Origin of the sequence: Bradyrhizobium sp. BR2003, from assembly GCF_009720285.1 — a bacterium.
GTDB lineage: Bacteria > Pseudomonadota > Alphaproteobacteria > Rhizobiales > Xanthobacteraceae > Bradyrhizobium > Bradyrhizobium elkanii.
Genome location: NZ_SMYJ01000015.1, coordinates 116,654 through 142,229 on the forward strand (window position 1 = coordinate 116,654; position 25,576 = coordinate 142,229).

Below are 25,576 nucleotides of genomic sequence, written 5' to 3' on the forward strand. Positions count from 1 at the left end.
AAAGAAGAGTTCGGACGCGCGACCAGCTCTACCCCCTAATGTTCGTAATCCCATGGATGGAGGCTTCCCGCCGCGCCCAGCACGATCAGCGGCGTATCTTCCTTGTACTCGGGCGCAGCGCTCACCTGCTGCTTGTTGAGATCCAGCGTGATGCTATCGCTCTTGCTGGAAACACCGGCGAAACGCAGCGCGTTCCAATCCACCACGATCTTGCGGCTGCCGACGCCGAGGAAGCCGCCGAAATCGATCACCGCGGCGCGGACCTTGCCGTCGCGGTCGACAATGACGTCGACGATACGGCCCATGTTCTCATTGGCGGAACTGCGAACGTCGCGCCCGAGAATGCCGTGCGCATCGCGCGCGCCGATCACGGTTACCGACGGCGGCGGCGACGGCTCCTTGGACGATTCCTTTGAAGGCTCCTTGGCCTGCTCCTTCGGCGTCGCAGAGGCGGCTGGCGGCGCAGGAGTTGCCGGCGGCGCCTGTGCTGCTGGCGGCGCCTGGGCCGCCGGCGGCGGCGATGGTGTCGGCGACGGCGCTTCGTCGTCGGCGGCACGGACACCCGCGCATGTCAGCAGCGCCGCTGCGACCAGCATCATCATCATCCTCGGACGCATGTTACTCTCCCCGCGATTTCCTTAGCGCGTGCCGCGCGACGACGCTCAATGCGTCAGCACGATCGACACCTGGATCTGGCCGCGCGTGCGCAACACTTCGAGCGACACCTCGTCGTCATGGCGGCGCAGCCTCAGGTCGACGCTGGAGGCGCCGAGCCTGAGGTCGCGCAGCACCACGTCGTTGAGGAACTCCGGCAGCCGCGGATCGCGCAAGCGAATCTCGCCGCGCGCGGTGTCGAACTCGAGGCCGAGCGCCGCCTCCAGCAGCGTGAACGGCGTCGCGCTCGCCCAGGCCTGCGGTGCACAGGCCACGGGATAGAGCACCGGGCCGCGCCGGCGCTCGCGGCGGAAGCCGCAGAACAGCTCCGGCAGCCGCCGCAGTTCCATATAGCTCGCGGCGTCGAACAGGCCCTTGAACAGATGCGCGACCGAATGCTTGAGGCCGTAGCGGGCAAATCCGAGCGCGATCAGCGCATTGTCATGCGGCCAGATCGAGCCGTCGTGATAGGACATCGGGTTGTAGCGCGCCTCGCCCGCAGCGACGGTGCGGATGCCCCAGCCCGAGAAGAACTTCTGGCTCATCAGATCCGCGGCGACCCGTCGCGCGCGGTCTTCCCGCACCATGCCGGAAAACAACGTCTGGCCAGCATTCGACGTGCGCACCTTGCACGGCTGCTTGGCGCCGTCGAGCGCGACCGCATAGGTGCCGAGCTCCTCGCACCAGAATGCCTCCTCGAACCGCTCCCGCAGCCGCTCGGCCTCGGCTTCCAGCTTCGCAGCCTTGTCTGCAAAGCCGAGTTTGCGCGCCGCGCGCGCGGCAAGCTGCTTGCCGGCAAACACGTAGCCCTGCACTTCGGCCAGCGCGATGTTGCCCTCGGCGAGCGTTCCGTCGGCATGGAAGATGGCGTCGAACGAATCCTTCCAGCCTTGATTGCGAAGCCCCTCCTCGGTGGCGCGCTGGTATTCGACGAAGCCGTCGCGATCCGGATCGCCCGGACCGTCGATCCATTGCAAGCCGGCCTCGACCGCGGGCCACAGCTCGCGCAGTGTCTCCAAATCGCCGGTGCGCTCCAGATAGAGCCCGGCGAGCAGCACGAACAGCGGAGTCGAATCGACGCTGCCGTAATAATGCGCGAACGGCACTTCGCGAAGCGCGGCCATCTCGCCGCCGCGCATCTCGTGCAGGATCTTGCCTGGCGCGGCATCGGCCAGCGGATCGACCGCCTTGGCCTGGAACAGCGCGAGCCGCTTCAGCACGCCCTTGGCGATCCGCGGATCGACCCACAGCATCTGCAGCGCGGTGATCAGCCCGTCGCGGCCGAACGTCGTCGAATACCAGGGAATGCCGGCATAGGGGTAACGGCCCTGCGGCGTCTCGGTCATCAGCATGTTGAGGTCGGCCATCGCCTGGCACAGCACCTCGTTGAAGATGTTGTTCGAGGTCTCGATGCTGGCCGCGCCGGCCGACGAGGTCCGCATCTCGCGGCGATGCGCCAGCAGGCCGCGGAAGAACGGCACCGGCTTCTGCATGATCGGCTTGTTGCAGGAGACCGCGACGAACAGCGACGTCACCTGCCCGGGCTCGAGATCGAAATGATAGGTCGCCGCGTTGACCGACAGCCGCGTCGGCCGCGGATCGAAATGCAGCGCGGTGATCCGCGTCTGCTCGTCGAGGCCGCAATATTCCAGCACCACGTCGGTCGGTCCGAGCAGCTTGCTCGAGCCGATGCCACGCCGCGGCCGGCGCTCGCCGCGCACCTCGAACAGATCGGCAAAGTCGTTGTCGAACAGCAGCGTGAGATCGAAGCTCGCAGCATGATCGCCGTGATTCTGCAGCCCGATGCGCTGATAGGCCGTGCCGCGCCACAGAAAGATCGAGCGCACGATGTGCAGCGTGTCCTTCGGCAGGGTCAGACGGTCGTCGCGATAGACGTCGGAATTGGTGAGGTCGACCGTCAGCGCCGAATTGTCGTCGCGCATGTTGGAGCCGAGCAGGAGCGGCTGCACGTTCTCCAGCACCATTTCCAGCCGCGCCAGATAGCGGGTGTCGGCGTTGAACAGGCCGTCCGGCCCGCCGGCCGAGGCGCCGATGTCGCCGTGGCTGTCGAGCACGATGAAGGTGTCGTCATGCTTGAGCGAGCGCCGCGGCCGTGCCGCGGGCCCGGTCATCGGAATGTAGAACGGCGATTCGGCGACGTGCTCAGTGATGCGAGCGGTGATGATCTGCGTAACGACGTCAGCTGCCATCTGAACCTCTGGCGACTTTGCTTGGCTCCACTTCGGCTCGAACGAACGCACCGGAACGCAAGAACACGCTTAAGAAACGCGGGGTCAGGCCGCGCTGGTGGAGAGGCGGCCCATCTCGCGCGCGACCAGGTCGCGGTAGGGGCCCCTTCCCTTCACGAGGATATCGGGCGGACCATCCTCGACGATGCGGCCGCCCTGCAGCACGATCACGCGGTCGAAGCTGCGCAGCGTCGCGAGGCGGTGCGCGATCGCGACCACGGTACGCCCGCGCATCAGCCGCGACAACGCCTCGCGGATCGCCTCCTCGGATTCCGCATCGAGCGCCGCGGTGGCCTCGTCGAGCAGCAGGATCGGCGCGTCCTTCAGGAAGGCGCGCGCGATTGCGATCCGCTGGCGCTGGCCGCCGGAGACCTTGACGCCGCGATCGCCGACGATGGTGTTCATGCCCTCGGGCAAGGATTCGATGAAGTCGCAGCGCGCCGCGATCGCCGCCCGCAGCACCTCGTCGTCGGTGGCGTCCGGCCGGCCGTAGCGGATGTTCTCCAGGATCGAACGGTGGAACAGCGAGATATCCTGCGGCACCACCGAGATTGCCGCGCGCAGGCTCTGCTGGGTGACGCGCGAGATGTCCTGACCGTCGACGGTGATGTTGCCCTGCTCGACGTCGTAGAAGCGCTGCAGAAGGGTAAACAATGTTGACTTGCCACCACCCGACTGGCCGACCAGGCCGACCCGCTGGCCGGGCTGGATGCGCAGGCTGAAGCGCTCGAACACCTGCAGGCCGCCGGGATAGCGGAACGCCACATTGTTAAAGGCGATCGCGGCGCCGCTCTTCACCAGCGCCTCGGCCTCCGGATGATCCTTCAGCTCGTGCGGCTGCAGCAGCGTCGCCAGCGCCTCGGTCAGCCGGGCGACATGCTGGGTGACGTCGACCAGCGCGACCGCGAGATCGCGGGTGGCGCTGAGGATCGAGATGCCGAGCGTGCACACCAGCACCACGTCGCCGGTGGTCGCCGCGCCCTGCTGCCAGAGACTGAGCGCCCAAGCCAGCATCGCGATGGTCAGAATGACGGTCACGCCGGCGTGAATGAGACGAAGCTTCTCAAGGTAGCGCAGGGAACGGCCGCGCGCGACGAGTTCCCGATTGACGGTCGCATCAAAGCGTTCGTGCTCATAGCCGAGGCCGCAGAACGCACGCACCAGCGGCAGGTTGTTGATGACGTCGACCATTTCGCCGTCCACGGCAGCAGCCCTGTTGGCGAAATCGTCGTGCAGCGGCCGGCCGGCGGCGGCAATGCGGAACATGGCTACCACCATGGTTCCCGCGATCAGGATCAGCACTGCTGACATTGTCACGCTGACTGTTCCAACCAGGGTGATCGCCGCGAAGGTCGCGATGCAAGGCGGCAACACGTTCCACACAAACATGTTCTCGACGGTGAACACCGCGTTCGACGTCGCCGTGATCCGGCTGGTCAGCATGCCCGGTAGCCGGTCCGTGAAATAGCTCGGCGCGTGGCCGGTGAGATGGCGGAACATGTCGCGGCGAAGATCGCCGGTGACGCTGACAAAGGTGTAGCTCGCGGTCCAGCTCGCGATCCGCCACAGGAAGTTGTCGGCCGCAATCAATGACATGAGCAAGGCGAATGCCAGCCATACGCCGTTTGCGGCCGACGGCCCCGCCGACAACGCATCGACCAGATTCTTGACGCCGTATTGGGTGCCTACCGAACAGGCAACCGCCGCAACAACGGCTGACAGAATTACAACATGCGACGGCAGACGCCGACGCAGATAGCGCAGCACAAAGGGAAACGGGCGATGCGCATATCCTGACAGATGGTCCATGACGTCCTGCAAAGCTGTTGAAGGTGAACGAGAAAATTTTAGTCGAAGCTCTCGCGCACGATGACGTGAAGGGCGGCGGTGGGATTCCTTGATGCAGCCATCACTGCGCAACAATTTTGCAACGCTGGCATAGGCAAAAACCTGTTAGAGCGTGATGGCATCAGCAAGACCACAGTGTGATGGAAGAAAGAAGCGGCAGATCTCCCACATCTAAGGAACCTCGCACGTGCGAGAACGTTCCCGTCTTTGGCATGTCGGTGCCATCTGAGGGCTGAGGGTAGTTCATTCCACATTACAAACAGGAGACGGAGAGATGCGCATCGCGCAGGTTGCCCCGCTGACGGAGGCTGTTCCCCCCAAGCTCTACGGCGGCACCGAACGGGTCGTGCACTGGCTGACCGAAGAACTTGTAACACTTGGACATGACGTGACGTTGTTCGCCAGTGGCGATTCTCAAACCTCCGCGAAGCTCGATGCGACCTGGCCGAAGGCACTGCGGCTCGACGGCTCGGTCCGCGATCCCAATGCGCTCCACATGGTGATGCTGGAACGCGTGCGGCAGAAGGCCGACGATGAGGAATTCGACTTCCTGCACTGCCATCTCGACTATTACCCGTGGTCGCTGTTCGCGCGGCAGCCGACGCCGTTCGTCACCACATTACACGGACGGCTCGACCTGCCGGAGCATCAGCCGGTCTTCAACACCTTCTCCAAGATTCCGGTGATCTCGATCTCCAACGCGCAGCGGCGGCCGGTGCCGCAGGCGCATTGGGTGCGCACGATCCATCACGGCCTGCCGGAGAATCTGCTGACGCCGCAACCGGCGAAGCCATCCTACCTCGCGGTGCTCGGGCGCATCGCGCCGGAGAAAGGCGTCGATCGCGCGATCAAGATCGCCACCCGCTGCGGCATTCCGCTGAAGATCGCGGCCAAGGTCGATCGTGCCGACCAGGAATATTACGATGAGTTGATCAAGCCGCTGATCACCAGCAACCCGCTGGTCGAGTTCATCGGCGAGATCAGTGACCGCGAGAAGCCGGATTTTCTCAGTGGCGCGATCGGGCTCCTGGTTCCGATCGACTGGCCGGAGCCGTTCGGACTCGTGATGATCGAAGCGATGGCCTGCGGCACGCCCGTCATCGCCTATAACCGCGGCTCGGTGCCGGAGATCATCGAGGATGGCCTGACCGGCTTCATCGTCGAGGACGAGATCAGTGCGATCTCTTCCGTCGGCCGCCTCGGAACACTCAATCGCGACGCGATCCGCAAGCAGTTCGAGACCCGCTTCACCGCGCGGCGCATGGCGCTCGACTATCTCGCTGCCTTCCGCAGCCTGATGGAAGCCGAGCCGCGCTTCAAGCTGGTGGCCAGCGCGGAGTAGCAGTTGCAGCGGCCGATCGAATGATCCGGCGGGCCGGCCGGCACCATCCGTGCCGGTCCGTCGGGTCATTCGATTGTCAATAATACCGTCGTGTGTGGCGGCAACTCTCACGCAGCAAAGCAATCCGCTTGCGCGCGTCGCGCGATTGCTGCGACGCACCAGCAATGACCGGTTTCCCCCATCAGTTCGGCTGATATCGCCTTTGCGAATGTCGAATTACGTGCTCTTATGTGCCCCGCTTGAGCAAAAAATAATAAGCGAGCGGACGGAGCAACCGTGCCGGGATCGCGCAGGGGGAACGCCATGACAGGGGACCGCAAGCCGTCGGCCATTAATAATGCCGCACCGATCAAAGCCTCACCAAAGAAGCTGAACCGCCGCAAATTCCTCGCCAAGACCGGCGGCGTGCTGGCGGCAGGCGCGTTCGGCGCCGTTCCGCTGCGCGGCTGGGCGGCCGACCCGATCAACATCGGCGCGCTCTATCCGACCACCGGCAGCATGGCGCAGATCGGCGTCGGCTGCGTGGCTGCGGCCAAGCTCGCGGTCGACATGGTCAACGAGGCCGGCGGCATCAAGTCGCTCGGCGGCGCCAAGCTCAACCTCATCGTCTCGGACGTGCAGAGCGACACCACGGTGACGCGCACCGAGACCGACCGCCTGATCACGGGCAACAAGCTGTCGGCGATCCATGGCTGCTATGCCAGCGCGCTGACCTTGATCGCGAGCGAAGTCTGCGAACGGGCAAAGGTCCCGATCATCACCGGATCGAGCTCAGATCAGCTCAACAAGGGGCGCACCTACACCTTCACGCCGTTCGCGCGCGCCTCGCAATTCGCCAAGGCACAGCTGCAGATGGCCAAGCTGGTCAGCGAGCAGGCCAAGGTCGCCGTGATTTTCGAGAACACCGCGTTCGGCACCTCGACCTCGAACGGGCTGAAGGAGCTCGCGCCGGGCGAAGGCGTCGAGATCGTGATGTTCGAGCCCTACTCGGCCGGCTTCACCGACGCCAGTCCGCTGATCAACAAGGTCAAGGCCTCCGGCGCCAACACGCTGTTCTCGCTGTCCTATCTCAACGACCTCATCCTGATCGTGCGCACCGTGAAGCAGGTCGGGCTCAACATCGCGATCAATGGCGGCTCCGGCGGCTTCGTGATGCCGGACTTCTACAAGAATGTCGGCAATGCCGCCGAGGGCCTGCAGGGCGTTGCGCACTGGAACCACGACGTCAGCGACGACGCGCAGAAGGTGAATGTCGAATTCAAGAAGCGCACCGGCGAGTTCGCGTTCGAATATGCCGGCGGCCTGGTCGCGCAGACCTTCATGCTGGCCGACGCGCTGGAGCGCGCCGCCTCCTCCGATCCCAAGAAGGTGCGCGAGGCGCTCTCGACGCTCGATGTTTCCTCGGGGTTTGCCGCGATGGCGCCGGGCGGCAAGGTGAAGTTCGGGCCGGACGGCAAGAACGTCTACGGCCGCCCGGTCGGCGTGCAGTGGCAGAACACCGATCTCGTCAGCGTCTTCCCGAAGGAAGACGCCCGCGCCCCGCTGATGAAGACCTGAGCCGCGGTCGCATCGCATGTGGGAGACACTGGCCCAGGCCGTGATCAACGGCCTGCTCATCGGCGGCATCTACGCACTTGTCAGCATCGGCGTCACGCTGATCTTCGGCGTGGTCAAGATCGTCAACTTCGCCCAGGGCGAGTTCGTGATGATCGGGATGTATATCTCGTTCTTCCTCGCCACCCAGTTCGGCATCGATCCGCTGATCTCGCTCGTGGTCTCGATGCCGGTGCTGTTCCTCGCCGGCGTCCTGATCCAGCATTTCCTGATCCGCAGGGTGCTGGGGCCGAACGACATGCCGCAGATCTTCCTGACCTTCGCGCTGTCCCTGCTGCTGCTCAATCTCTCGCTGATGTTGTTCAGCGCCAACTACCGCACCGTCCACACGTCTTATTCGGATGCGGCCTGGCACATCGGGGGGCTGTACATACCGGTGGCGAAACTGATCGCCTTCGCGGTCGCAATGGCGCTGAGCGGGCTGCTGTGGGTGTTCCTGCACACCACCGACCTTGGCCGCGCCATGCGCGCGGCATCGCAGAACCGCGACGTCGCGATGCTGATGGGGATCAATCCGAACCGCGTGTTCGCGGTGGCGTTCGGCACCGCACTGGCGCTCGCGGGCGCCGCCGGCTCGCTGCTGATGCCGTTCTATTCGGCCTATCCATTCGTCGGCCAGGTGTTCGTGCTGATGGCGTTCGTCGCCGTCGTGATGGGCACGCTCGGCAATGTGATGGGCGCGCTGATCGCAAGCCTGATGATGGGCGTCGCGGAATCGCTCGGCATCCAGTTCGTCGGCGCCGATTCCGGCCTGATCGTGGTGTTCGCGCTGCTGCTGCTGACGCTTGCCTTCAGGCCGAGCGGGCTCGGCGCCAGGAGGGGCCGGTGATGCAGACGTCCAGCAACATCAAATGGCTGTGGCTGGCGATCGGGGCCGTCGTCATGCTCGCCTTGCCCCAGCTCGTCACTTCATCGTTCGCGATCGACATCTTCATCCGCATCCTGCTGTTCTCCTTCATCGGCGTCGCCTGGAACCTGATGGGCGGCTACGCCAAGCAGCTGTCGCTCGGGCACGCCGCCTATTTCGGGCTCGGCGCCTACACCTCGACCATCATGCAGGTGAATTACGGCATCTCGCCCTGGATCGGGATGATCGCAGGCGGCGTGGTCGCGATGCTCGCAAGCCTGCCGATCGGCTGGCTCTGCTTCCGCCTGCGCGGCCCCTACTTCACCATCGCCACCATCGCGACCGCCCAGGTTCTGATGCTGATCTTCCTCAAGTTCCGCGACTTCGCCTGGGGCGCCGAAGGCACCACGATCCCGAACCTCGGCAGTGCGCCGTTGATGATGCAGTTCGAGGAGAAGTCGTCCTACTATTACGTCGTGCTCGGCCTGCTCGTGGTCGGGCTGTGGATCACCCACAGAATCGAGAAATCCTGGATCGGCTACTACCTCGTCGCGATCGGCGAGGATGAGGACGCGGCCGAAGCGGTCGGCGTCAACGCGCCGAAGGTCAAGCGCGACATCTACATGATCAGCGCGTTCCTGACCGCGCTCGCGGGGACGTTCTACACGCAGTACATCTACTTCATCGATCCGGCGACCGCGTTCAGCTTCAACGTCTCGATCGAGGCGGCACTGGTGTCGATCGTCGGCGGCATCGGCACGCTGTGGGGTCCGGTGATCGGCACCGTGCTGCTGGAGACCACGTCGGCGCTGCTGCAAAGCTGGCTCGGCAGCTCGGTGGGCGGCATCCAGCTCACGGTCTACAGCCTGATCCTGATGGCTGTCATCCTGTGGCGGCCGACCGGGCTGATCGGGTTCGCGACCGATATCTATCACCGCACCGCCCGGCGCAAGCCGGTGCGTGCCTGAGGTCGTTGCGATGGCAGAAGCACTGGTCATCAAGGGTCTCAGCAAGCGCTTCGGCGGCCTGCGCGCCGTGCAGGACGTCAGCTTCACGGTGCAGGAGAACGAGACGGTCGCGCTGATCGGGCCGAACGGCGCCGGCAAGACCACGAGCTTTCATCTGATCACCGGATTTCATCGGCCGGATTCCGGCTCAGTGCTCGCCTTCGGCCACGAGGTCGTGGGGCTCAGGCCGCACGATGTGTGCGCGCTCGGCCTTGCCCGCACCTTTCAGGTGGCCAAGCCGTTCGGCGCGATGACCGTGCTCGCCAATGTGATGACTGGCGCGTTCCTGCGCGACCGCCATATCGCGGCCGCGCGCGCCAAGGCGCGCGAGGCGATCGAGTTCGTCGGCCTCGGCGCCAAGGAGCAAACGCCGGCCAAGGACCTCACCACCATCGACCAGCGCCGGCTGGAAATGGCCCGCGCGCTGGCAACGCAGCCCAGGATCCTGCTGCTCGACGAGGTGATGGCCGGACTCAACCCGGCCGAGATCGACCAGGCGGTGGCGCTGGTGAAGAAGCTCTCCGCCAGCGGCCTGACCATCGTGATCGTGGAGCATGTGATGCGCGCGATCATGGCGGTGGCCCGCCACATCGTGGTGCTCGACCACGGCCAGAAGATCGCCGAGGGCGCGCCGAAGGAGATCGTGGAGAATCCGGAAGTGATCCGCGCCTATCTCGGCTCCTATGTGCATCCGCCGGCGCAGGGAGACGCCCATGCTTGAGCTCTCCCGCGTCAGCGCCAGCTACGGCTCGGTCCCTGCCATCACCGATGTCAGCATCTCCATCGGCGAAGGCGAAGCCGTCGGCCTGCTAGGCGCCAATGGCGCCGGCAAGAGCACGACGCTGCGCGCCGTCTCCGGCCTCGTCAAGCTGTTCGGCGGCAAGGTCACGTTCGACGGCGTCGACCTCGCCACGCTGCCGCCCTACCGGATTCCCGAGCTCGGCATCGCGCATGTCCCGGAAGGCCGCCAGGTGTTCCCGGAAATGACTGTGCAGGAGAATCTCGAGATCGGCGCCTACACGCCGAAGGCCAAGGCGGATCGCGCGCGCACGATGGAGCTCGTCTACAGCATCTTCCCGCGGCTCGCCGACCGCAGGAAACAGTTCGCCGGCACCATGAGCGGCGGCGAGCAGCAGATGGTCGCGGTCGGCCGCGGGCTGATGCTGAAGCCCCGCCTTCTGATGCTGGACGAGCCCTCGCTCGGCCTCGCCCCGGTGATGACCGACGTGACCTTCGAGAAGATCGGCGATATCCACAGGATGGGCACCGCGATCCTCTTGGTCGAGCAGAATGTCAGCCGCGCATTGTCGCTGGTGCAGCGCGCCTATGTGCTGGAAAGCGGCAACGTGATCATGCAGGGCGCCAGCGCCGAGCTCGCGGGCAACAAGCAGGTGCAGGCGGCGTATCTCGGGATTTGAGAGGCCCGACTATCGAACCGTCGCTGAGGAGCGCGAAGCGCGTCTCGAAGGATGCACGGCCACCAGCCGGGCCATCGACCCTTCGAGACACCGCTACGCGGCTGCTCAGGGTGACGGTCGTTGTTCTGCATGTGCGGCCCTACGTCACCACCGTCCGCTTCGGCTCGACGATCTCGAACATACGCGGGAATTCGTCCATCAGCGCCATCAATTCATAGAGCCGCTGCGGCTCGCCTGATGCCTTGATCTTGCCGGCGTCTACGGCGTCCGGGAACGTGGTCAGCTTGGCGATGACCTCGTCGAGCACGCTGCGCGCCAGCGTGAAGCTCGCCTGCGCATCGGCCGCCTGCGCACCCCCAACGTAGGTCAGGGCGGAATTCTCGAGATTGAGCACGAAGGTCTCCCCGGTGTCGGTAAAACTCCAGTTCAGCACGATGCGCTTGCCTTCGGCTTTGGGACCGTTGAGGCGGATGCCGAGTACGTCCCAAAGCTGCTCGGTGCGCAGCGCAGCCAGCGTCTCGCGCGGCATCGCCGAGCGCGGCGGCGTCTTCGGCATGCCCTGCCGCAGTTCCTGCGCGCCGAACAGATAGGCGTTGCGCCAGGTCGAGCTTTCCGCGGCGTAGCCGAGCTGCTCGAACGTATCGGCGAGGAGCGAACGCGCGGCCTGATTATCAGGCTCGGTGAACACGAGATGACTGACGGCCTGCGCGACGAACCGGAATTCGCCCCTGGCAAAATCCGCCGCAGCGCGTTTCAGGATCGCGTCGGCGCCGCCCATATACTCGACATACTTCTTGCCGGCCTCGACCGGCGGCAGCGGATCGAGGTTGACCGGATTGGCGTCATACCAGCCGAGATATTTCTGGTAGATCGCCTTCACATTGTGCCTGATATGGCCGTAATAGCCGCGGCCGTGCCAGGCGCCCTCCAGACTCTGTGGCAGTCGGATCGTCTCGGCGATCTCGGCCGCGTTGAGCCCGTGGTTCATCAGACGGATGGTCTGGTCATGCGCGTATTTGTAGAGGTCGCGCTGCTCGCGGATCATGGTGTCAATCCGCGCCTGTCCCCACACCGGCCAGTGATGCTGGCCGCACATCGCTTCCGCCTTGCCGCCCCACATCTGCAGCGCCTCGCCGAGATATTTCGACCAGGCCAGCGCATCGCGCACATCGGCGCCGCGGAACGGCAGCAGATTGTGGAAATTGTGGGTGCAGTTCTCCGCGAGGTTCAACAGCTTGTAGCGCGGGATGAAGAAATGCATCTCCGCCGGCGCCTCGCTGTTCGGCGCCATGTGAAATTCGAACTCGACGCCGTCGATCACGCGCCTGTCGCCGGTCGCGATGATCAGGTCGGTCGGCCGCAGCAGCGCCACGCCGCCCGCCGCCATGGTCTTGCCGAGGCCACAGTCGACATGGCCGCGCACGCCCTTGGCGAGGAATGGCCCGAACTGGTATTGCGCCCGGCGCAGCATCGCCGGCCCCGCGATGATGTTCTCGGAGACCGCGTGCTCCATGAAGAAGTTCGGCGCGATGATCGGTACGCCCGCCGCCAGCATGGCGTCGTCGAGCACGCCGCGCGCGCCGCCCCAATGGTCGGTGTGGGTATGCGTGAAGATCACGGCGGCGACCGGCCGCTTGCCGCGATGCCGGAAGTACAATTCCATCGCGGCGCGCGCGCCCTCGATCGAGGTCAGCGTGTCGACCACGATGACGCCCTTGTCGCCCTCGATCAGCGTCATGTTGGCGATGTCGAGCCCGCGCACCTGGTAGACGCCCGGCACCACCTCGAACAGGCCGTGATGCATGTTGAGCCGCGACTGCCGCCACAGGCTCGGATCAACGGTCGCGGGCGCTTTCTCCTCCGACAGGAATCCGTAGGGCTCGAGGCTCCAGACCACCCTGCCCTGGGCCGAGGTGACGCGTGCGTTCTCGATGGTGCCGAGGAAGCCGCGCGCGGCGTCCTCGAAATCTCTGGTGTCGGCGAACGGCAGCGCCTTCAGCGTCGCCTCGTGCTGCTCGATGACCGGCGCGGATGCCGCCTTCGGACCTTCGTGCGACGCTTCACCTGCGGTTGGCTGGGTCATTACTCAAGCACTCCTCGTTTGGCGAACATCCGTTCCGATCGCGCCTTCCTCAGCGGAATTGCACGCCCTCGAACTGGCCGCTGCGGCGCCAGTTGTCGATATATTTGAAGTAGGCCAGCGCGCCCGAGGGATGGCCGACATTGAGCTTGGCCGCGGGACCGGGCTCACGGCCCTCATTGTTGTAGTAGCCGGGCGTGCAATTCGGGCCGCCGATCATCCGGCCGACGCCGGTCAGCAGCAGTTCGACCCAGCGATCCTCGGCTTCCTTGCTGACTTCGATTTCCTTGAAGCCGTTGTCCTGCGCGTGGCCGACCATCAGCGCGATGGTCCGCGCCGCTTCGGTCAGATTGTGCGGCACATTGGAGATCAGATTGGCGCCCTGGGTCGGCTGCACGAAGAACACGTTGGGGAAGCCGTGCACGTGGATGCCGTGCTTGGTGCGCATGCCCTCGGCCCAATGTTCCGAGAGCTTGACGCCATCGCGGCCGGTGAGATCGAAGCCCGCGCGGCGCTTGTACTCGGTACCGACCTCGAATCCCGACGCATAGATGATGCAATCGAGCTGATATTCCTTGCCCGCGACGACGATCCCGTTCTCGGTGATCTCCTCGACGCCCTTGCCGTCGGTATCGACCAGATGGGTGCCAGGGGTGTTGAACGCCTGAAGATAGGCGTCGTGGAAGCACGGCCGCTTGCAGAGCTGGCCGTACCAGGCCTTGAGATTCTTGGCGGTGTCGGCATCGCGGACGATGGTGTCGATCCGGTTGCGGATTTCCTCCATCTTCTCGAAGTCGGAATCCTCGAACGCCGCCCGCATGTTTTCCACGCTCCGCTGCTCGCGCGGCAGCAGCATGATCTTGGCGCGGATCCGCTTCGACAGATCGGTCCAGCCGTCCTGCACCAAGTCTTCGTCGGCCGATCCGCCGGCCTGGTTGGCGGTGAAATTCTCCAGCCAGCGCTGTTGCCAGCCCGGCGTCGCGATCTCGGCGAACCAGCCCGGATCGATCGGGCCATTGCCGCGCACATCGACCGACGATGGCGTGCGCTGGAATACGTAGAGCTCCTTGCAGGCGCGTGCGAGGTGCGGAATGCATTGCACCGAGGTCGCGCCGGTGCCGATGATGCCGACGCGCTTGTCGGCAAGCCTCTCCATCAGCGCGCCCTTGGGATCGCCGCCGGTGTAGTCGTAATCCCAGCGGCTGGTGTGGAACGAGTGGCCTTTGAAGCGCTCGATGCCGGGAATGCCGGGCAGCTTCGGCACGTGCAGCGGGCCGGTGCCGATGCCGACATATTGCGCGGTGAAGGCGTCGCCCCGCGTGGTGCGGATGATCCAGCGCGATTGCGCCGCGTCCCAATCGAGGCTCGTCACCTCGGTGTGGAACAGCGCATTGTCGTAGAGATTGAACTGCCGGCCGATCCGCTGGCAGTGCGCGAGGATCTCGGGCGCATGCGCGTATTTCTCCGACGGCATGTGGCCGGTCTCTTCGAGCAGCGGCATGTAGACCATCGACGCCGTGTCGCACTGCGCGCCGGGATACCGGTTCCAGTACCATGTGCCGCCGAAATCGCCGCCCTTCTCGACAATGCGGACATCCTTAATCCCGGCCTCGGTCAGCCGCGCCGCGGTGGCGAGCCCGGCAAAGCCGCCGCCGATGAAGGCGAAGGTAACGTGATCGGTCTTCGGCGCGCGCTCGACGACCGGCGTGTAGGGATCGTCGAGATAATGCGCGAGCTGGCCCTTGATCTGGAGATACTGGTCATTGCCGTCGGGACGCAGCCGCTTGTTGCGCTCCTCCTGATATTTCAGGCGCAGCCGCTCCTTGTCGATCACGGATGGTTTTGCGTCTCGGTCTTGCTCGGTCATCGTCATCGGAAGGCGCCTCACTCCACCGGTTCCTTGTCCTTATTCCCCGTAGATAAACCGATATCGACACGATTTGCAAATTCATTCCGATATATTGACAAATCCGGCCCCCTGAGACCAATATTCCCTATGACAGCATCTTCCCCTGCCGAGGTTCAGGCGGATCCGTCCTTCGCCACCACCCTGGCCCATGGGCTCGACGTGCTGGCCGCGTTTCGCCGTCATCCCGGCTCGTTGTCGAACGCCGAACTCGCGTTGCATACCGGCCTGTCGCGGCCGACGGTGTCGCGGCTGACCTACACACTCGAGCAGCTCGGCTATCTCAGGCGCGACACCAAGGGCCGTTTCGTGCTTGGGCTGGGCGCGCTCGCCGCCGCCTACCCCGTGCTGTCTTCGCTGAAGGTACGCCAACTCGCGCGTCCGCTGATGCGCGACTTCGCGACCTATGCCGGCGGCACGGTGTCGATCGCGATGCCGTTCGGCATCGACTTCATCTATGTCGAGACGCTGCGCACGACGGATACGGCGCCGCATGTGCCCGACGTCGGCTTTGTCAGCACGCTGGCGCCGACCGCGGTCGGGCGCGCGCTGCTGTCGCTGTTCACCGAGGACGAGCTCAGCGCCTATGTCGCGCGCGTCAAGGCCGAGCGCCCCGACGAGTTCGATTACGTGCAGAAGCGCACCTTGCCCGACATCGAATTGTGCCGCGAGCGCGGCTTTGCCGTCTCGCTCGGCGAATGGCGGCGCGAGATCTTCGGCGTCGCCGCGCCACTCTATCGCACGCCGAGCGGTGAATGCCTGTCGGTCAATTGCGGCGTCCCCTCCTTCCGCTTCAGCGCCGAGCAGATCGAGCGCGAATGCGGCCCGCGCATCCTCGGACTCGCCCGCAGCATCCGTGCGCTGGTGGAGGAAGGCTAACGGGCGAACCGTCGGCACGGGCTGCATCACCTCATTGCGAACCGACGACGGCCGCGGTCACGCTAGTCATGCGATGCCGGGCCGCTGTCGCGGTAGGCCCACAGGCATTCGCGCGGCAAAGCGACCTGTGCCTCGACACCGACCTGATGCCGCGCGGCGGTGCCGAGTTCGACTGCTTCCAGCCGTTTGCCGAACAGCTCGATGCTGTAGGCGGTCTGGGTGCCCTGATATCTGCGGTCGAGCACCTTGGCCGAGAACGTATTGGCGCCGTCCGGCCGTCCGATCGCGATGTTCTCGGGCCGCAGCGCAATCCGCACTTTCTCGTCGGGATTAAGCGTCTGGCACAAGGCCACCTCGCCTTGCCGGCCGTCGCCGAAATCGACCACGCCATAGCGGCCGTTGCATGTGACGAGCGTGCCCGCGAGCTCGTTGGTGGCGCCGGTGAAATTGGCGACGAACAGATCGGCCGGACGATTGTAGATCACGTCGGGCGTGTCCATCTGCAACAGCTTGCCGTCGCGCATCACGCCGATCCGGTCGCCCAGCACGACCGCCTCGGCCTGGTCGTGGGTGACGTAGAGCGCGGTCATGCCGGTCTGCTTGAGGATGACGCGAAGGTCGTCGCGCAGCCGCAGGCGCAGTTTGGCATCGAGGTTCGACAGCGGCTCGTCGAGCAGCAGGAGCTGCGGCCGGTACACCATGCTGCGCGCCAGCGCGACGCGCTGCATCTGGCCGCCCGACAACGCCACCACCGGCCGGTCGGTATAGTCGGACAGTCCGACCAGCGCCAGCGCCTCCTCGACCATGCGGGCGGCATCGATGCGCCCGATCTTGCGGTGCTTCAGCGGATAGATCACGTTCTGCCGCACCGTCATATGCGGCCACACCGCATAGGACTGGAACACCATGCCGAGATCGCGCGAACGCGGCGGCACGAGGATGCCGCTTGCCGGCGACGAGACCACGCGCCCTGAAATGCTGATCTCGCCACCCGTCGGATGCTCGAGCCCGGCGACGCAGCGCAGCGTCGTGGTCTTGCCACAGCCGGACGGCCCCAGCAGCACCACGATCTCGCCGGCCGGCACGCCAAAGCTGACGCCGTCGATGGCCGGGCGGCCGATCGAAAACTGCTTCCTGAGATCGGTGACTTCGAGCGTCGCCGTCATCGTCGCACCATCAGCCTATCCATCAGCCTATTGCCGGTAGCCAAACGTCTTGTCCCAGTCCGCGACCCACGCCGCATGCAGCTTCACATACTCGTCGAACTTCGGATACCAGAGCTTGACCACCTTTGGATCGAACCCCTCCGGGTATGCCGGCGGCGCCTTCAGGGATGTGAGATTGCCGAGCTCCTTGATCATGAAGGTCTGTCCTTCCCTGGACAGGCACCAGTTCAGGAACAGCTTTGCTGCGTTGGGGTGAGCCGCCGTCTTCGGAATCCCGGTCGCGTAGGGGTTGACCGGAGCACCTTCAGGCGGAAAGAAGATCTCGATCGGCGCACCGTCCTTCTTCTTTTGGTAGATCACGTTGTAGAGCAGCGGCGCGATCGCGATCTCGCCGCGCACCAGCGCATCGGCGGTCGGCGCGCCGGAGGGATACAGCACCGGATGGGTCGCGGCCTGCCTGGCCCAGTAGTCTTCGCCGAGCACCTGGCGCTCGAACATGATCCGCGTCCAGGTGGTGCCGCCGGACTGCGCGAACACCTGCCCGATCAACTTATCATATTGCGGCTTGGTCAGATCCATCCAGGATTTCGGCGGATCCTTCACCAACTCGGTGTTGTAGGCGATCGACCAGGCGATCGTCGCGCGCGGCCAGTATTTCGGCGAGATCAGCGCATGCGGATCGTAATCGGCCGCGTTCGGCGGCGCGTAATCCTGGAACAGGTCTTCCAGCGGCTGCATCAGCGCGCGGTCGGAATGGTCGACGACATCGGCGATCAGCTTGCCGGCCGCAGCCTCCGTCTTGACGCGGGTAATCAGCTGGCCGCCGGGCGCGCGGACCATCTCGACCTTGATCTCGGGAAAGCGCTTGTTGAAGGCCTTGATCACCTGCTGCTCGATCTCGGCGAAGTTCGCGGTGTAAAAGACGAGCTTGCCTTCGGACTTGGCCGCCGCGATCAACTCTGCCGAGCCGAACTCCTGCGCCTGTGCCGCAGGCGCCAATGCAAGCGCCGCCACGCTTGCCAAGGCCAGTGTGGTGAAGGTTCGTCTATCCATCGCAATCCTCCGCTTATTCGTTGTTATCCGGTCCGCGCCACGTTGCCCTGCGCTGATCCACGCGACAGCCAGTTGGCGCCCCCGATCAGGACACCGAGCAGCACCGTCTGCACTAGGCTAAAGGCCGCGGTCTTGCCGATATTGCCGCCTTCGTAATAGTCGAGCAGCAGCACCGACATCACCATGGTGTTGCTGGTGTAGAGAAACAGCGACGAGCCGAGCTCGCGGATCGCCAGCACGAACAGCAGCGTCATCGACGCCAGCACGCCCGGCCGCGCCAGCGGCAGCACGATGGTCCTGATGGTGCCGAGCACGCCCTTGCCGCAGACCCAGGCCGCCTCCTCGAGCTCGCGGTGGATTTGCAGGAACGAGGTCGACAGCGCCTTCACGGTGTCCGGCATGAAGCGCGCAATGAAGGCCAGCGCGAGAATCCAGATCGTGCCGTAGAGCCCGCCCGGCACGCCGATCCAGGCCCAGAGATAGGCGACGCCGACCACCAGTCCGGGGATCGCGACCGGCAGGGTCGAGATCAGGTCGATGGCGCCGCGCCCGCTGACGCGGGTGCGATGGATGGTGTAGCCGATCGCAAAGGCGAGCGCGCCGCCGACCACAGCCGTGATGACGCCGACCTCGACCGCATTGTAGATCGACCGCATCGTCAACGGATTGTCGAAGATGCTCTCGAAATGCGTCAGCGAGTATTGCCGCATGTCGAACAGGCTCGCGACGTCGCGGATGAACATGAACTTGCGGAACGCCGCGACGATCAGCGCCAGCGACGGCAGCACCACGACGATGAGGAGGTAGACGATGCCGATCGCGAAGGTAAGCCAGCGCCATGGGCCGAGATCGAGGCTGCGCGGCCGGAACGCCTTGCCCGCGACGGTGGTATAGCTGCGTCCGCTCAGCAATTTCTGCTGCAGATAGACCAGGAGCCCGGTGACCACCATCAGGATGATCGCGACCGCCGCCGCGGTGTTGTAGAGCGGCGGCGACCAGTTGGTGAGCTTGAAGATGTAGGTGGTGAGCACGTTCAGGTTGGTCGGCGCCCCGAGCACGGCCGGGATACCGTAGATGCCGAGCATCACGATGAACGACAGCAGCATGCCCGAGACGATTGCCGGCATGATCAGCGGGAACGTCACCGTGAACAGGGTCGCGACCGGGCTCGCGCCGGAGATTTCCGCGGCCTCCTCCAGGCTCGGGTCCATGTTGCGCAGCGCCGACGAGGTGAACATGTAGACATAGGGCGCGTAGTAGATGCCGAACACGAACACCAGGCCCCACATCGAATAAAGATCGACGCGCAGGTCGGAGCCCATCCACTTGAACATCGTGTTGATCAAGCCGGTCTTCGGCGAACCGAGGATGGCCCAGGCCACGCCCGCGACCAGCGGCGGCGCGAACAGCGGCAGGATGCTGGCCGCGGCGATGAAGCCCTTGAACGGCGTGTTGGTGCGCACCACGATCCAGGAAAACAGGAGCCCGATCGCGACCGCGATCGCCGTGCCGCCGCCGCAGGCAATCAGCGTGTTGAGCAGCGCTTCGGCGACATTCGGATTGGCCAGCACGGCGAGGAAATTGGCGATCGACAAATGGCTCAGGCTGAGACCGATGCCGTCGACCACCGGATTGGTGTCGGTGAGCGCGCCGAGCAGCAGCATGAAGACGGGATAGATGACCAGGAAGGTCAGGATCGCCAGCAATGCCGCGACCCAGAGGCCGGTGAACGCGCGGCGGCGAGTTCCCTCGCTGGCGCTTCGCATGGCTTCGCTGCGCCGGTCGGCCTGTCCGTGCAATGCGCGTTCCCTCTTGCGGCCCGATCTGACGCCGAGCCTGCTTGTATACCAAGGTTAGTCGATCGCGACTGTGACGCAAGCTATCCGAAAGTCGCTTCAGCGCGTTTCTGTGACGCACCGCGGGAACATGAATTCGGATTGATCGCGCTCGCGGGCCACAATCTGAGCGTCGTCCCTGCGAAAGCAGGGACCTATGCGCCGCAGCGGGTGTAGAGAACGGGACTCGTCGTCCCAGCATCGTTCAACAATCGGCATTTGTGGTTATGGGTCCCTGCTTTCGCATGGACGACGCCGAATATGTGGTTCGGGACGCCGGCCCGGAACAGTCCGGGCCGGCTTCGGCATTCTAGGCAAGGTAATTGCCTTCGAGCGCCGGCATGATGTCGAGCACTTCGAAATAGTGGTCCCAGAACCTCGTCTCCCGCAGATGGTCGCAGAACCACGCCCAGGCCGAGAGGTCATCGGTCTCGCAGATCATGACGTCGGTCGCCCTGGTCGAGAAGGCCTCCGGCTCAAACCAGCGCACCTTCAGCTCCGGACGGCGCCGGAGCAAGGGAATGACCTCCTCATGCAGGAAGGCGAGGCGCTGCTCGGTCTTCAGATCGAGCCAGTGCCGCGTGGTCTTGACCATGACGAAGATATGAAACCTGTGCGGATCGCCCTCGTGTTCAGGAAGCACGGGGGACGAGGTCGTTTGCAGTGTCACCATTGATCGGTTCTCCTTTCACGGCCATAATGTGAGCAATTGCTCATATTCCACAACTCGCGTTTTGGGAGATGCCCTCATGCCGGCGAAGCGGCGTACAAAGGCCCGGAAACAGCCGCTTCAGCAGCGTTCGCGGGAAACCGTGGCGGTGATTCTGGAAGCGGCGGCTCGCGTTTTGGAGGCGCGCGGGCTTGAGGGCTACAACACCAATGCGGTGGCCGAGCGCGGCGGGATCAGCGTCGGATCGGTGTACCAGTACTTCCCCAACAAGGACGCGCTGACGCTGGCATTGATCGGCAGGTTCGAGGACGCGTTGCTGGCGAAAGTCAGGGATGCGGTCGCGGCATCCGAGGGCAAGAGCCTGACGGCGTCGCTCAACCTGATCGTTCGGGCCCAGTTCGAGGCACATGCTGAGCGGGCCGGGCTCAATCGCATTCTGGAGGCCGAGGAGGATCGGCTGCGCCCGGCGTCATCGGGCGCGTCAGCGGCCGGCGAATTGAAGGAACTGATCGCCGCCCTGCTGGCCCGGCATCGTCGTGAGATAGCAAGGCCGGTCGGCGATGACGCCGTCGAGGATTTGATCGTGATCAGCCGCGCCATGGTCGACCACGCGCTTCAAAACGGCCTCTCGCAGGTTGCGGCCAGCCGCCGGGTGCTGCGCGCCATCGAAGGATATCTGTTCGGTCCGCGGCGGGACTTTTGACACTTCCGGCTAGGCCGCTTCGCATACGCATCATGCAATGCCGCGGCTGGGGAACGGGATGCCGGCGTAGTACATGGCGGTCCCGGAGACATTTTCAGGCATGCTCGAGAAGACCCCGACCACCGCGGCAGCAGCGCCGATCACCGATGGACTGACTTGGGAACGCCGGCGCTGGGCGGTGGCCGCGATCTTAACGGCGCTGGCGATGGCCTCGCTCGATACCGCGATCGCCAATATCGCGCTGCCGGCGATCGCGAGCGATCTGCATGTCAGCCCTGCGGAAGTGGTCTGGGTCGTCAACGTCTATCAGATCGCGCTGGTCGCGACGCTGCTGCCGCTCGGCGCGCTCGGCGAGATCGTCGGCCATCAGCGAATCTATCTCGGCGGCCTGCTGCTGTTCACATTGGCGTCACTCGGCTGTGCGCTGGCGTGGTCGCTGCCGAGCCTGCTGATTGCGCGCACCCTGCAAGGGCTCGGCGCCAGCGGCCTGATGAGCGTCAACACCGCGCTGGTGCGCTTCGTCTATCCGAGCCGGATGCACGGCCGCGGCTTCGGCCACAATGCGCTGGTGGTCGCGACCGCCTTTACGCTGGGGCCGACCATCGCCTCCGGAATCCTCGCGCTCGGACCATGGCCCTGGCTGTTCGCCGTCAACATTCCCTTCGGCATCGTCGCGTTACTGATCGGCATGAAGACGCTGCCGACGACGCCGCGCGCCACCCACGCTTTCGATTTCACCGGCGCGGCGCTGGCCTGCGCCTGTCTCGGCCTCTTCATCATCGGCATCGGCAGCGCCGCGCACAAGGCTGCGCCGGCGCTCGTCATCGCCGAGCTGGTCGGCGCGCTGGTGATCGGCTGGATCCTGACCCGGCGGCATGCCGATCATCCGGCGCCGATGCTGCCGATCGACCTGTTCCGGCGGCCGATCTTCGCACTGTCGGCCGCGACCGCCGTCTGCTCATTCGCTGTGCAGGGCCTCGCCTTCGTATCGCTGCCGTTCTACTTCGAGGACATATTGCACCGCTCGCAAGTCGAGACCGGCTTCTTCATGACGCCCTGGCCGCTGGTGGTCGCCTTCATGGCGCCGATCGGCGGCCGGCTGTCGGATCGCTATCCGGCCGGCATCCTCGGCGGCATCGGCATGCTGCTGCTCGGACTTGGCATGGTGCTGCTCGCGACCCTGCCGGCCGAGCCCAGCGTCGCCAACATCGTCTGGCGCACGATGATCTGCGGCATCGGCTTCGGCTTCTTCCAGACCCCGAACATGAAGGCGATCATGTCGAGCGCGCCGTCGCATCGCAGCGGCAGCGCGAGCGGCATCGTCGCGACCGCGCGGCTGACCGGGCAGACCATCGGCGCCGCCCTCGCCGCGCTCTGCTTCGCGTTGGCCGATCGTGAGGGCGCGACCGTGGCGCTGGCGCTGGGTGCCGGATTTGCCGCGCTCGGCGGCGTCATGAGCTTCCTGCGCCTCGCGGTCGCTTCGCCGCAAAAGTCATGACAGGTATGCGGCGCGCACAGTCCGCGGCCAAACACCACAGCATCAACTTTCTTTCGCGCTGCGAGCGCATTTTCTTGATTTGAACCGTTCCAGTTTCAAGGCCAACATCGCCCCGCAGTCCGGTCGGAGGATCGGACCATTCAGGGGATCGCGATGGCAAACCTCAAAATCAACGGCAAGACAATCACAGTAGACGTCGAGGACGACACGCCACTGTTGTGGGCTATCAGAGAGAACGTCGGACTGACAGGGACCAAATACGGCTGCGGGATCGCCCAATGCGGCGCCTGCACCGTGCATGTCGACGGCGTCGCGATGCGCTCCTGCGGCGTGACGGTGAGCGAGGCGGCCGGCAAGGAGATCACCACGATCGAGGGTCTCGCGGCGGGCGGCGTGATGCACAAGGTGCAGCTCGCCTGGATCGCCAGCGACGTGCCGCAATGCGGCTATTGCCAGAGCGGCATGATCATGGCCGTCGCGGCGCTCTTGAAGGACAATCCGAAACCGACCGACGACGACATCAACGACGCCATCACCAATATCTGCCGCTGCGGCACCTTCCAGCAGGTGCGCGAGGCGATCCATGCTGCCGCGAACGCATAAGGACGCAGCGATGAACCAGCACGTCATGCCAAAGCTCAATCGCCGCGCCTTCGTGATCGGCACCGCAACCGCCGGCGCCGGCCTTGCACTCGGCCTCGATCTGCCGTTCGGCGGCCCCGCCGTCGTGCGCGCGGCCGACGGCGCGCCCGAGGTCAATGCCTGGGTCGTGATCCGGCCCGACGACACCGTGGTGATCCGCATCGCCCGCTCCGAGATGGGCCAGGGCACGCTCACCGGCCTCGCCCAGCTCGTCGCCGAAGAGCTGGAATGCGACTGGTCGAAGGTCACCACCGAATATCCGACGCCCGGCCAGAGCGTCGCCCGCAAGCGGGCCTGGGGCGATTTCTCGACCGGCGGCAGCCGCGGCATCCGCACCTCGCAGGACTATGTCCGCAAGGGCGGCGCCACCGCGCGCGTGATGCTGATCCAGGCGGCGGCCAACGAGTGGAAGGTGCCGGCCTCGGAGTGCAAGGTCTCCAACGGCGTCATCACCCACACGGCCTTGGGCAAGACGACGACCTACGGCAAGGTCGCGGAAGCCGCGGCCAAGCTCGAGCCGCCCGCCGACGTCAAGCTGAAGGACCCGAAGGACTGGACCATCGCCGGCAAGGGCCTGAAGCGGCTCGATACCGTCGACAAGACCACCGGCAAGATGATCTACGGCATCGACGTCAAGCTGCCGGGCATGCTGAACGCCGCGATCAAGGACTGCCCGGTGTTCGGCGGCAAGGTGAAGAGCTTTGATGAAGCCAAGATCGCCGGCATGAAGGGCGTCAAGCAGGTGATGCAGGTCGGCGACAGCGCCGTTGCCGTCGTCGCCGACACCTGGTGGCACGCCAAGACCGCGCTGGATGCGCTGCCGATCGTCTGGGACGAAGGCCCCAACGCCAAGGTCTCCAGCGAGACGATCGCGACATGGCTCGCCGAAGGTCTCGACAATGCGCAGCCGGCCTACATCGGCAACCAGAACGGCGATGCCAAGGCGGCGATCGCTGCTGCTGCCAAGAAGGTCGAGGCGGTCTACAGCTATCCCTATCAGAACCACGCCACGATGGAGCCGATGAACGCCACCGTGCTCTACACGCCTGACAAATGCGAGGTGTGGTGCGGCACGCAGAATGGCGAGGCGGCCTTCGCCGCGGCGCTCGAGGCCTCCGGCCTGCCGGCGGAGAAGGTCGACGTGCATAAGCTGATGCTTGGCGGCGGCTTCGGCCGGCGCGGCATGACCGACTATGTGCGGCAGGCGGTGGCGATCGCCAAGCAGATGCCGGGCACGCCGATCAAGCTGTTGTGGTCGCGCGAGGAGGACATGCAGCACGGCAAGTATCACCCGATCACGCAGTGCAAGCTGACCGGCGCATTCGATGCCGACAACAACCTGGTCGCGCTGCATTACCGGCTGTCGGGCCAATCCATCCTGTTCTCGGTGCGCCCGGAAGCATTGCAGAACGGCATGGACCCCGCCGCGTTCCAGGGCGTCGCGCAGGCCGGCGAAGCCGCGATCGGCTACTCGGTACCGAACCTTCTGGTCGAGCATTCGATGCGCAACCCGCACGTCCCGCCGGGCTTCTGGCGCGGCGTCAACGTCAATCACAACGCGATCTACATGGAATGCTTCATGGACGAGTTGGCGCTATCCGTCGGCCAGGACCCGCTCGAATTCCGCCGCAAGCTGATGGGCAAGCACCCCAAGCATCTCGCCGTGCTCAATGCCGTGGCCGAGAAGATCGGCTGGGGCACGCCGGCGCCGCAGGGCGTCTATCGCGGCATCGCGCAGGTGATGGGCTATGGCAGCTATGTTGCCGGCGCCGCCGAGATCTCGGTCACCGACGGCAGCAAGATCAAGGTGCATCGCATCGTCGCCTCCACCGACCCCGGCTATGTCGTCAATCCGGCGCAGGTGGAACGGCAGATCGCGGGCTCCTTCGTCTACGGCCTCAGCGCGCTGTTCTACGGCGGCTGCACGGTGAAGGACGGCCGCATCGAGCAGACCAATTTCGACACCTACAACTCGATGCGCATCAACGAGATGCCGAAGGTGGAAGCGGTGATGGTGCCGAGCGGCGGGTTCTGGGGCGGCGTCGGCGAGCCGACCATCGGCGTTGCGGCGCCGGCGGTGCTGAACGCCTATTTCGCGGCGACGGGCAAGCGCATCCGCAGCTTCCCGCTGCGCAACCAGAACATCAGCTTCGCCTGATCAAACC

At 65.0% G+C, this 25,576-nt stretch carries 20 protein-coding genes; 11 read left to right on the top strand and 9 right to left on the bottom strand.

What is annotated here, in order from left to right; all coding sequences use genetic code 11:
- Positions 1–35: 35 nt before the first annotated feature.
- From E2I15_RS10445 to E2I15_RS10455, 3 genes are all read right to left on the bottom strand, one after another.
- On the bottom strand, positions 36–605 hold the full coding sequence (locus E2I15_RS10445) for a PRC-barrel domain-containing protein (RefSeq protein ID WP_137477349.1): 570 nt from the start codon (positions 603–605) through the stop codon (positions 36–38).
- A gap of 57 nt (positions 606–662) precedes the next feature.
- Complete coding sequence (locus E2I15_RS10450; RefSeq protein ID WP_137477098.1) at positions 663–2,864, bottom strand: amylo-alpha-1,6-glucosidase; 2,202 nt, start codon at positions 2,862–2,864, stop codon at positions 663–665.
- Positions 2,865–2,948: 84 nt separating this feature from the next.
- Positions 2,949–4,712: an ABC transporter ATP-binding protein gene (locus tag E2I15_RS10455; protein ID WP_016846512.1), complete on the bottom strand. Its 1,764-nt coding sequence runs from the start codon at positions 4,710–4,712 to the stop codon at positions 2,949–2,951.
- Positions 4,713–5,025: 313 nt separating this feature from the next.
- Here E2I15_RS10455 and E2I15_RS10460 point away from each other — a divergent pair, with 313 nt between their 5' ends.
- The 6 genes from E2I15_RS10460 (at position 5,026) to E2I15_RS10485 (ending at position 10,979) form a co-directional block, all read left to right on the top strand.
- Positions 5,026–6,093, top strand: coding sequence for a glycosyltransferase family 4 protein (locus E2I15_RS10460; RefSeq protein ID WP_028334341.1), 1,068 nt, complete (start codon positions 5,026–5,028; stop codon positions 6,091–6,093).
- Between the two features lie 303 nt (positions 6,094–6,396).
- Positions 6,397–7,650, top strand: a complete 1,254-nt coding sequence (locus E2I15_RS10465) for an ABC transporter substrate-binding protein (RefSeq protein ID WP_137477099.1) — start codon at positions 6,397–6,399, stop codon at positions 7,648–7,650.
- Positions 7,651–7,666: 16 nt separating this feature from the next.
- The gene (locus E2I15_RS10470) at positions 7,667–8,536 is read left to right on the top strand and encodes a branched-chain amino acid ABC transporter permease (RefSeq protein WP_137477100.1); all 870 of its coding nucleotides are present in this window, start codon (positions 7,667–7,669) and stop codon (positions 8,534–8,536) included.
- A complete protein-coding gene (locus E2I15_RS10475) occupies positions 8,536–9,522 on the top strand; it encodes a branched-chain amino acid ABC transporter permease (RefSeq protein ID WP_137477101.1) in 987 nt (328 codons plus the stop codon). The genes E2I15_RS10470 and E2I15_RS10475 overlap by 1 nt, the downstream gene beginning before the upstream one ends.
- Positions 9,523–9,532: 10 nt before the next feature.
- Positions 9,533–10,282, top strand: coding sequence for an ABC transporter ATP-binding protein (locus E2I15_RS10480; protein WP_155262311.1), 750 nt, complete (start codon positions 9,533–9,535; stop codon positions 10,280–10,282).
- Positions 10,275–10,979: an ABC transporter ATP-binding protein gene (locus E2I15_RS10485; RefSeq protein WP_210241865.1), complete on the top strand. Its 705-nt coding sequence runs from the start codon at positions 10,275–10,277 to the stop codon at positions 10,977–10,979. Before E2I15_RS10480 ends, E2I15_RS10485 begins: the two co-directional genes overlap by 8 nt.
- Before the next feature lie 139 nt (positions 10,980–11,118).
- Here E2I15_RS10485 and E2I15_RS10490 read toward each other — a convergent pair whose 3' ends face one another.
- A complete protein-coding gene (locus E2I15_RS10490) occupies positions 11,119–13,062 on the bottom strand; it encodes an alkyl/aryl-sulfatase (protein ID WP_137477104.1) in 1,944 nt (647 codons plus the stop codon).
- A 49-nt stretch (positions 13,063–13,111) separates the two neighbouring features.
- Positions 13,112–14,932 carry a flavin-containing monooxygenase gene (locus tag E2I15_RS10495; RefSeq protein WP_137477105.1) on the bottom strand — a complete coding sequence of 607 codons (1,821 nt, stop codon included), beginning with the start codon at positions 14,930–14,932 and terminating at the stop codon, positions 13,112–13,114.
- A gap of 123 nt (positions 14,933–15,055) precedes the next feature.
- Here E2I15_RS10495 and E2I15_RS10500 point away from each other — a divergent pair, with 123 nt between their 5' ends.
- Entirely contained in the window at positions 15,056–15,844 is a 789-nt protein-coding gene (locus tag E2I15_RS10500) for an IclR family transcriptional regulator (RefSeq protein ID WP_137477106.1), read from the top strand.
- A gap of 62 nt (positions 15,845–15,906) precedes the next feature.
- Here the strand turns inward: E2I15_RS10500 and E2I15_RS10505 are convergent, their stop codons facing one another.
- The 4 genes from E2I15_RS10505 to E2I15_RS10520 all read right to left on the bottom strand — a co-directional run bounded on the left by E2I15_RS10505 (position 15,907) and on the right by E2I15_RS10520 (position 20,571).
- Positions 15,907–17,010, bottom strand: coding sequence for an ABC transporter ATP-binding protein (locus tag E2I15_RS10505; protein ID WP_137477107.1), 1,104 nt, complete (start codon positions 17,008–17,010; stop codon positions 15,907–15,909).
- A gap of 27 nt (positions 17,011–17,037) precedes the next feature.
- Positions 17,038–18,063: an ABC transporter substrate-binding protein gene (locus E2I15_RS10510; protein WP_246667936.1), complete on the bottom strand. Its 1,026-nt coding sequence runs from the start codon at positions 18,061–18,063 to the stop codon at positions 17,038–17,040.
- A gap of 23 nt (positions 18,064–18,086) precedes the next feature.
- Entirely contained in the window at positions 18,087–19,829 is a 1,743-nt protein-coding gene (locus tag E2I15_RS10515) for an ABC transporter permease (RefSeq protein WP_137477108.1), read from the bottom strand.
- Between the two features lie 379 nt (positions 19,830–20,208).
- The gene (locus E2I15_RS10520; protein WP_137477109.1) at positions 20,209–20,571 is read right to left on the bottom strand and encodes a darcynin family protein; all 363 of its coding nucleotides are present in this window, start codon (positions 20,569–20,571) and stop codon (positions 20,209–20,211) included.
- A gap of 76 nt (positions 20,572–20,647) precedes the next feature.
- Between E2I15_RS10520 and E2I15_RS10525 the strand changes: the two genes are divergently transcribed.
- The 4 genes from E2I15_RS10525 to E2I15_RS10540 all read left to right on the top strand — a co-directional run bounded on the left by E2I15_RS10525 (position 20,648) and on the right by E2I15_RS10540 (position 25,569).
- Entirely contained in the window at positions 20,648–21,271 is a 624-nt protein-coding gene (locus E2I15_RS10525) for a TetR/AcrR family transcriptional regulator (RefSeq protein ID WP_137477110.1), read from the top strand.
- 100 nt (positions 21,272–21,371) lie between these two features.
- Complete coding sequence (locus E2I15_RS10530; protein ID WP_137477111.1) at positions 21,372–22,769, top strand: MFS transporter; 1,398 nt, start codon at positions 21,372–21,374, stop codon at positions 22,767–22,769.
- A gap of 153 nt (positions 22,770–22,922) precedes the next feature.
- A complete protein-coding gene (locus E2I15_RS10535; RefSeq protein ID WP_137477112.1) occupies positions 22,923–23,372 on the top strand; it encodes a (2Fe-2S)-binding protein in 450 nt (149 codons plus the stop codon).
- 10 nt (positions 23,373–23,382) lie between these two features.
- Positions 23,383–25,569 carry a xanthine dehydrogenase family protein molybdopterin-binding subunit gene (locus E2I15_RS10540; RefSeq protein WP_137477113.1) on the top strand — a complete coding sequence of 729 codons (2,187 nt, stop codon included), beginning with the start codon at positions 23,383–23,385 and terminating at the stop codon, positions 25,567–25,569.
- The last annotated feature ends 7 nt before the right edge of the window (positions 25,570–25,576 follow it).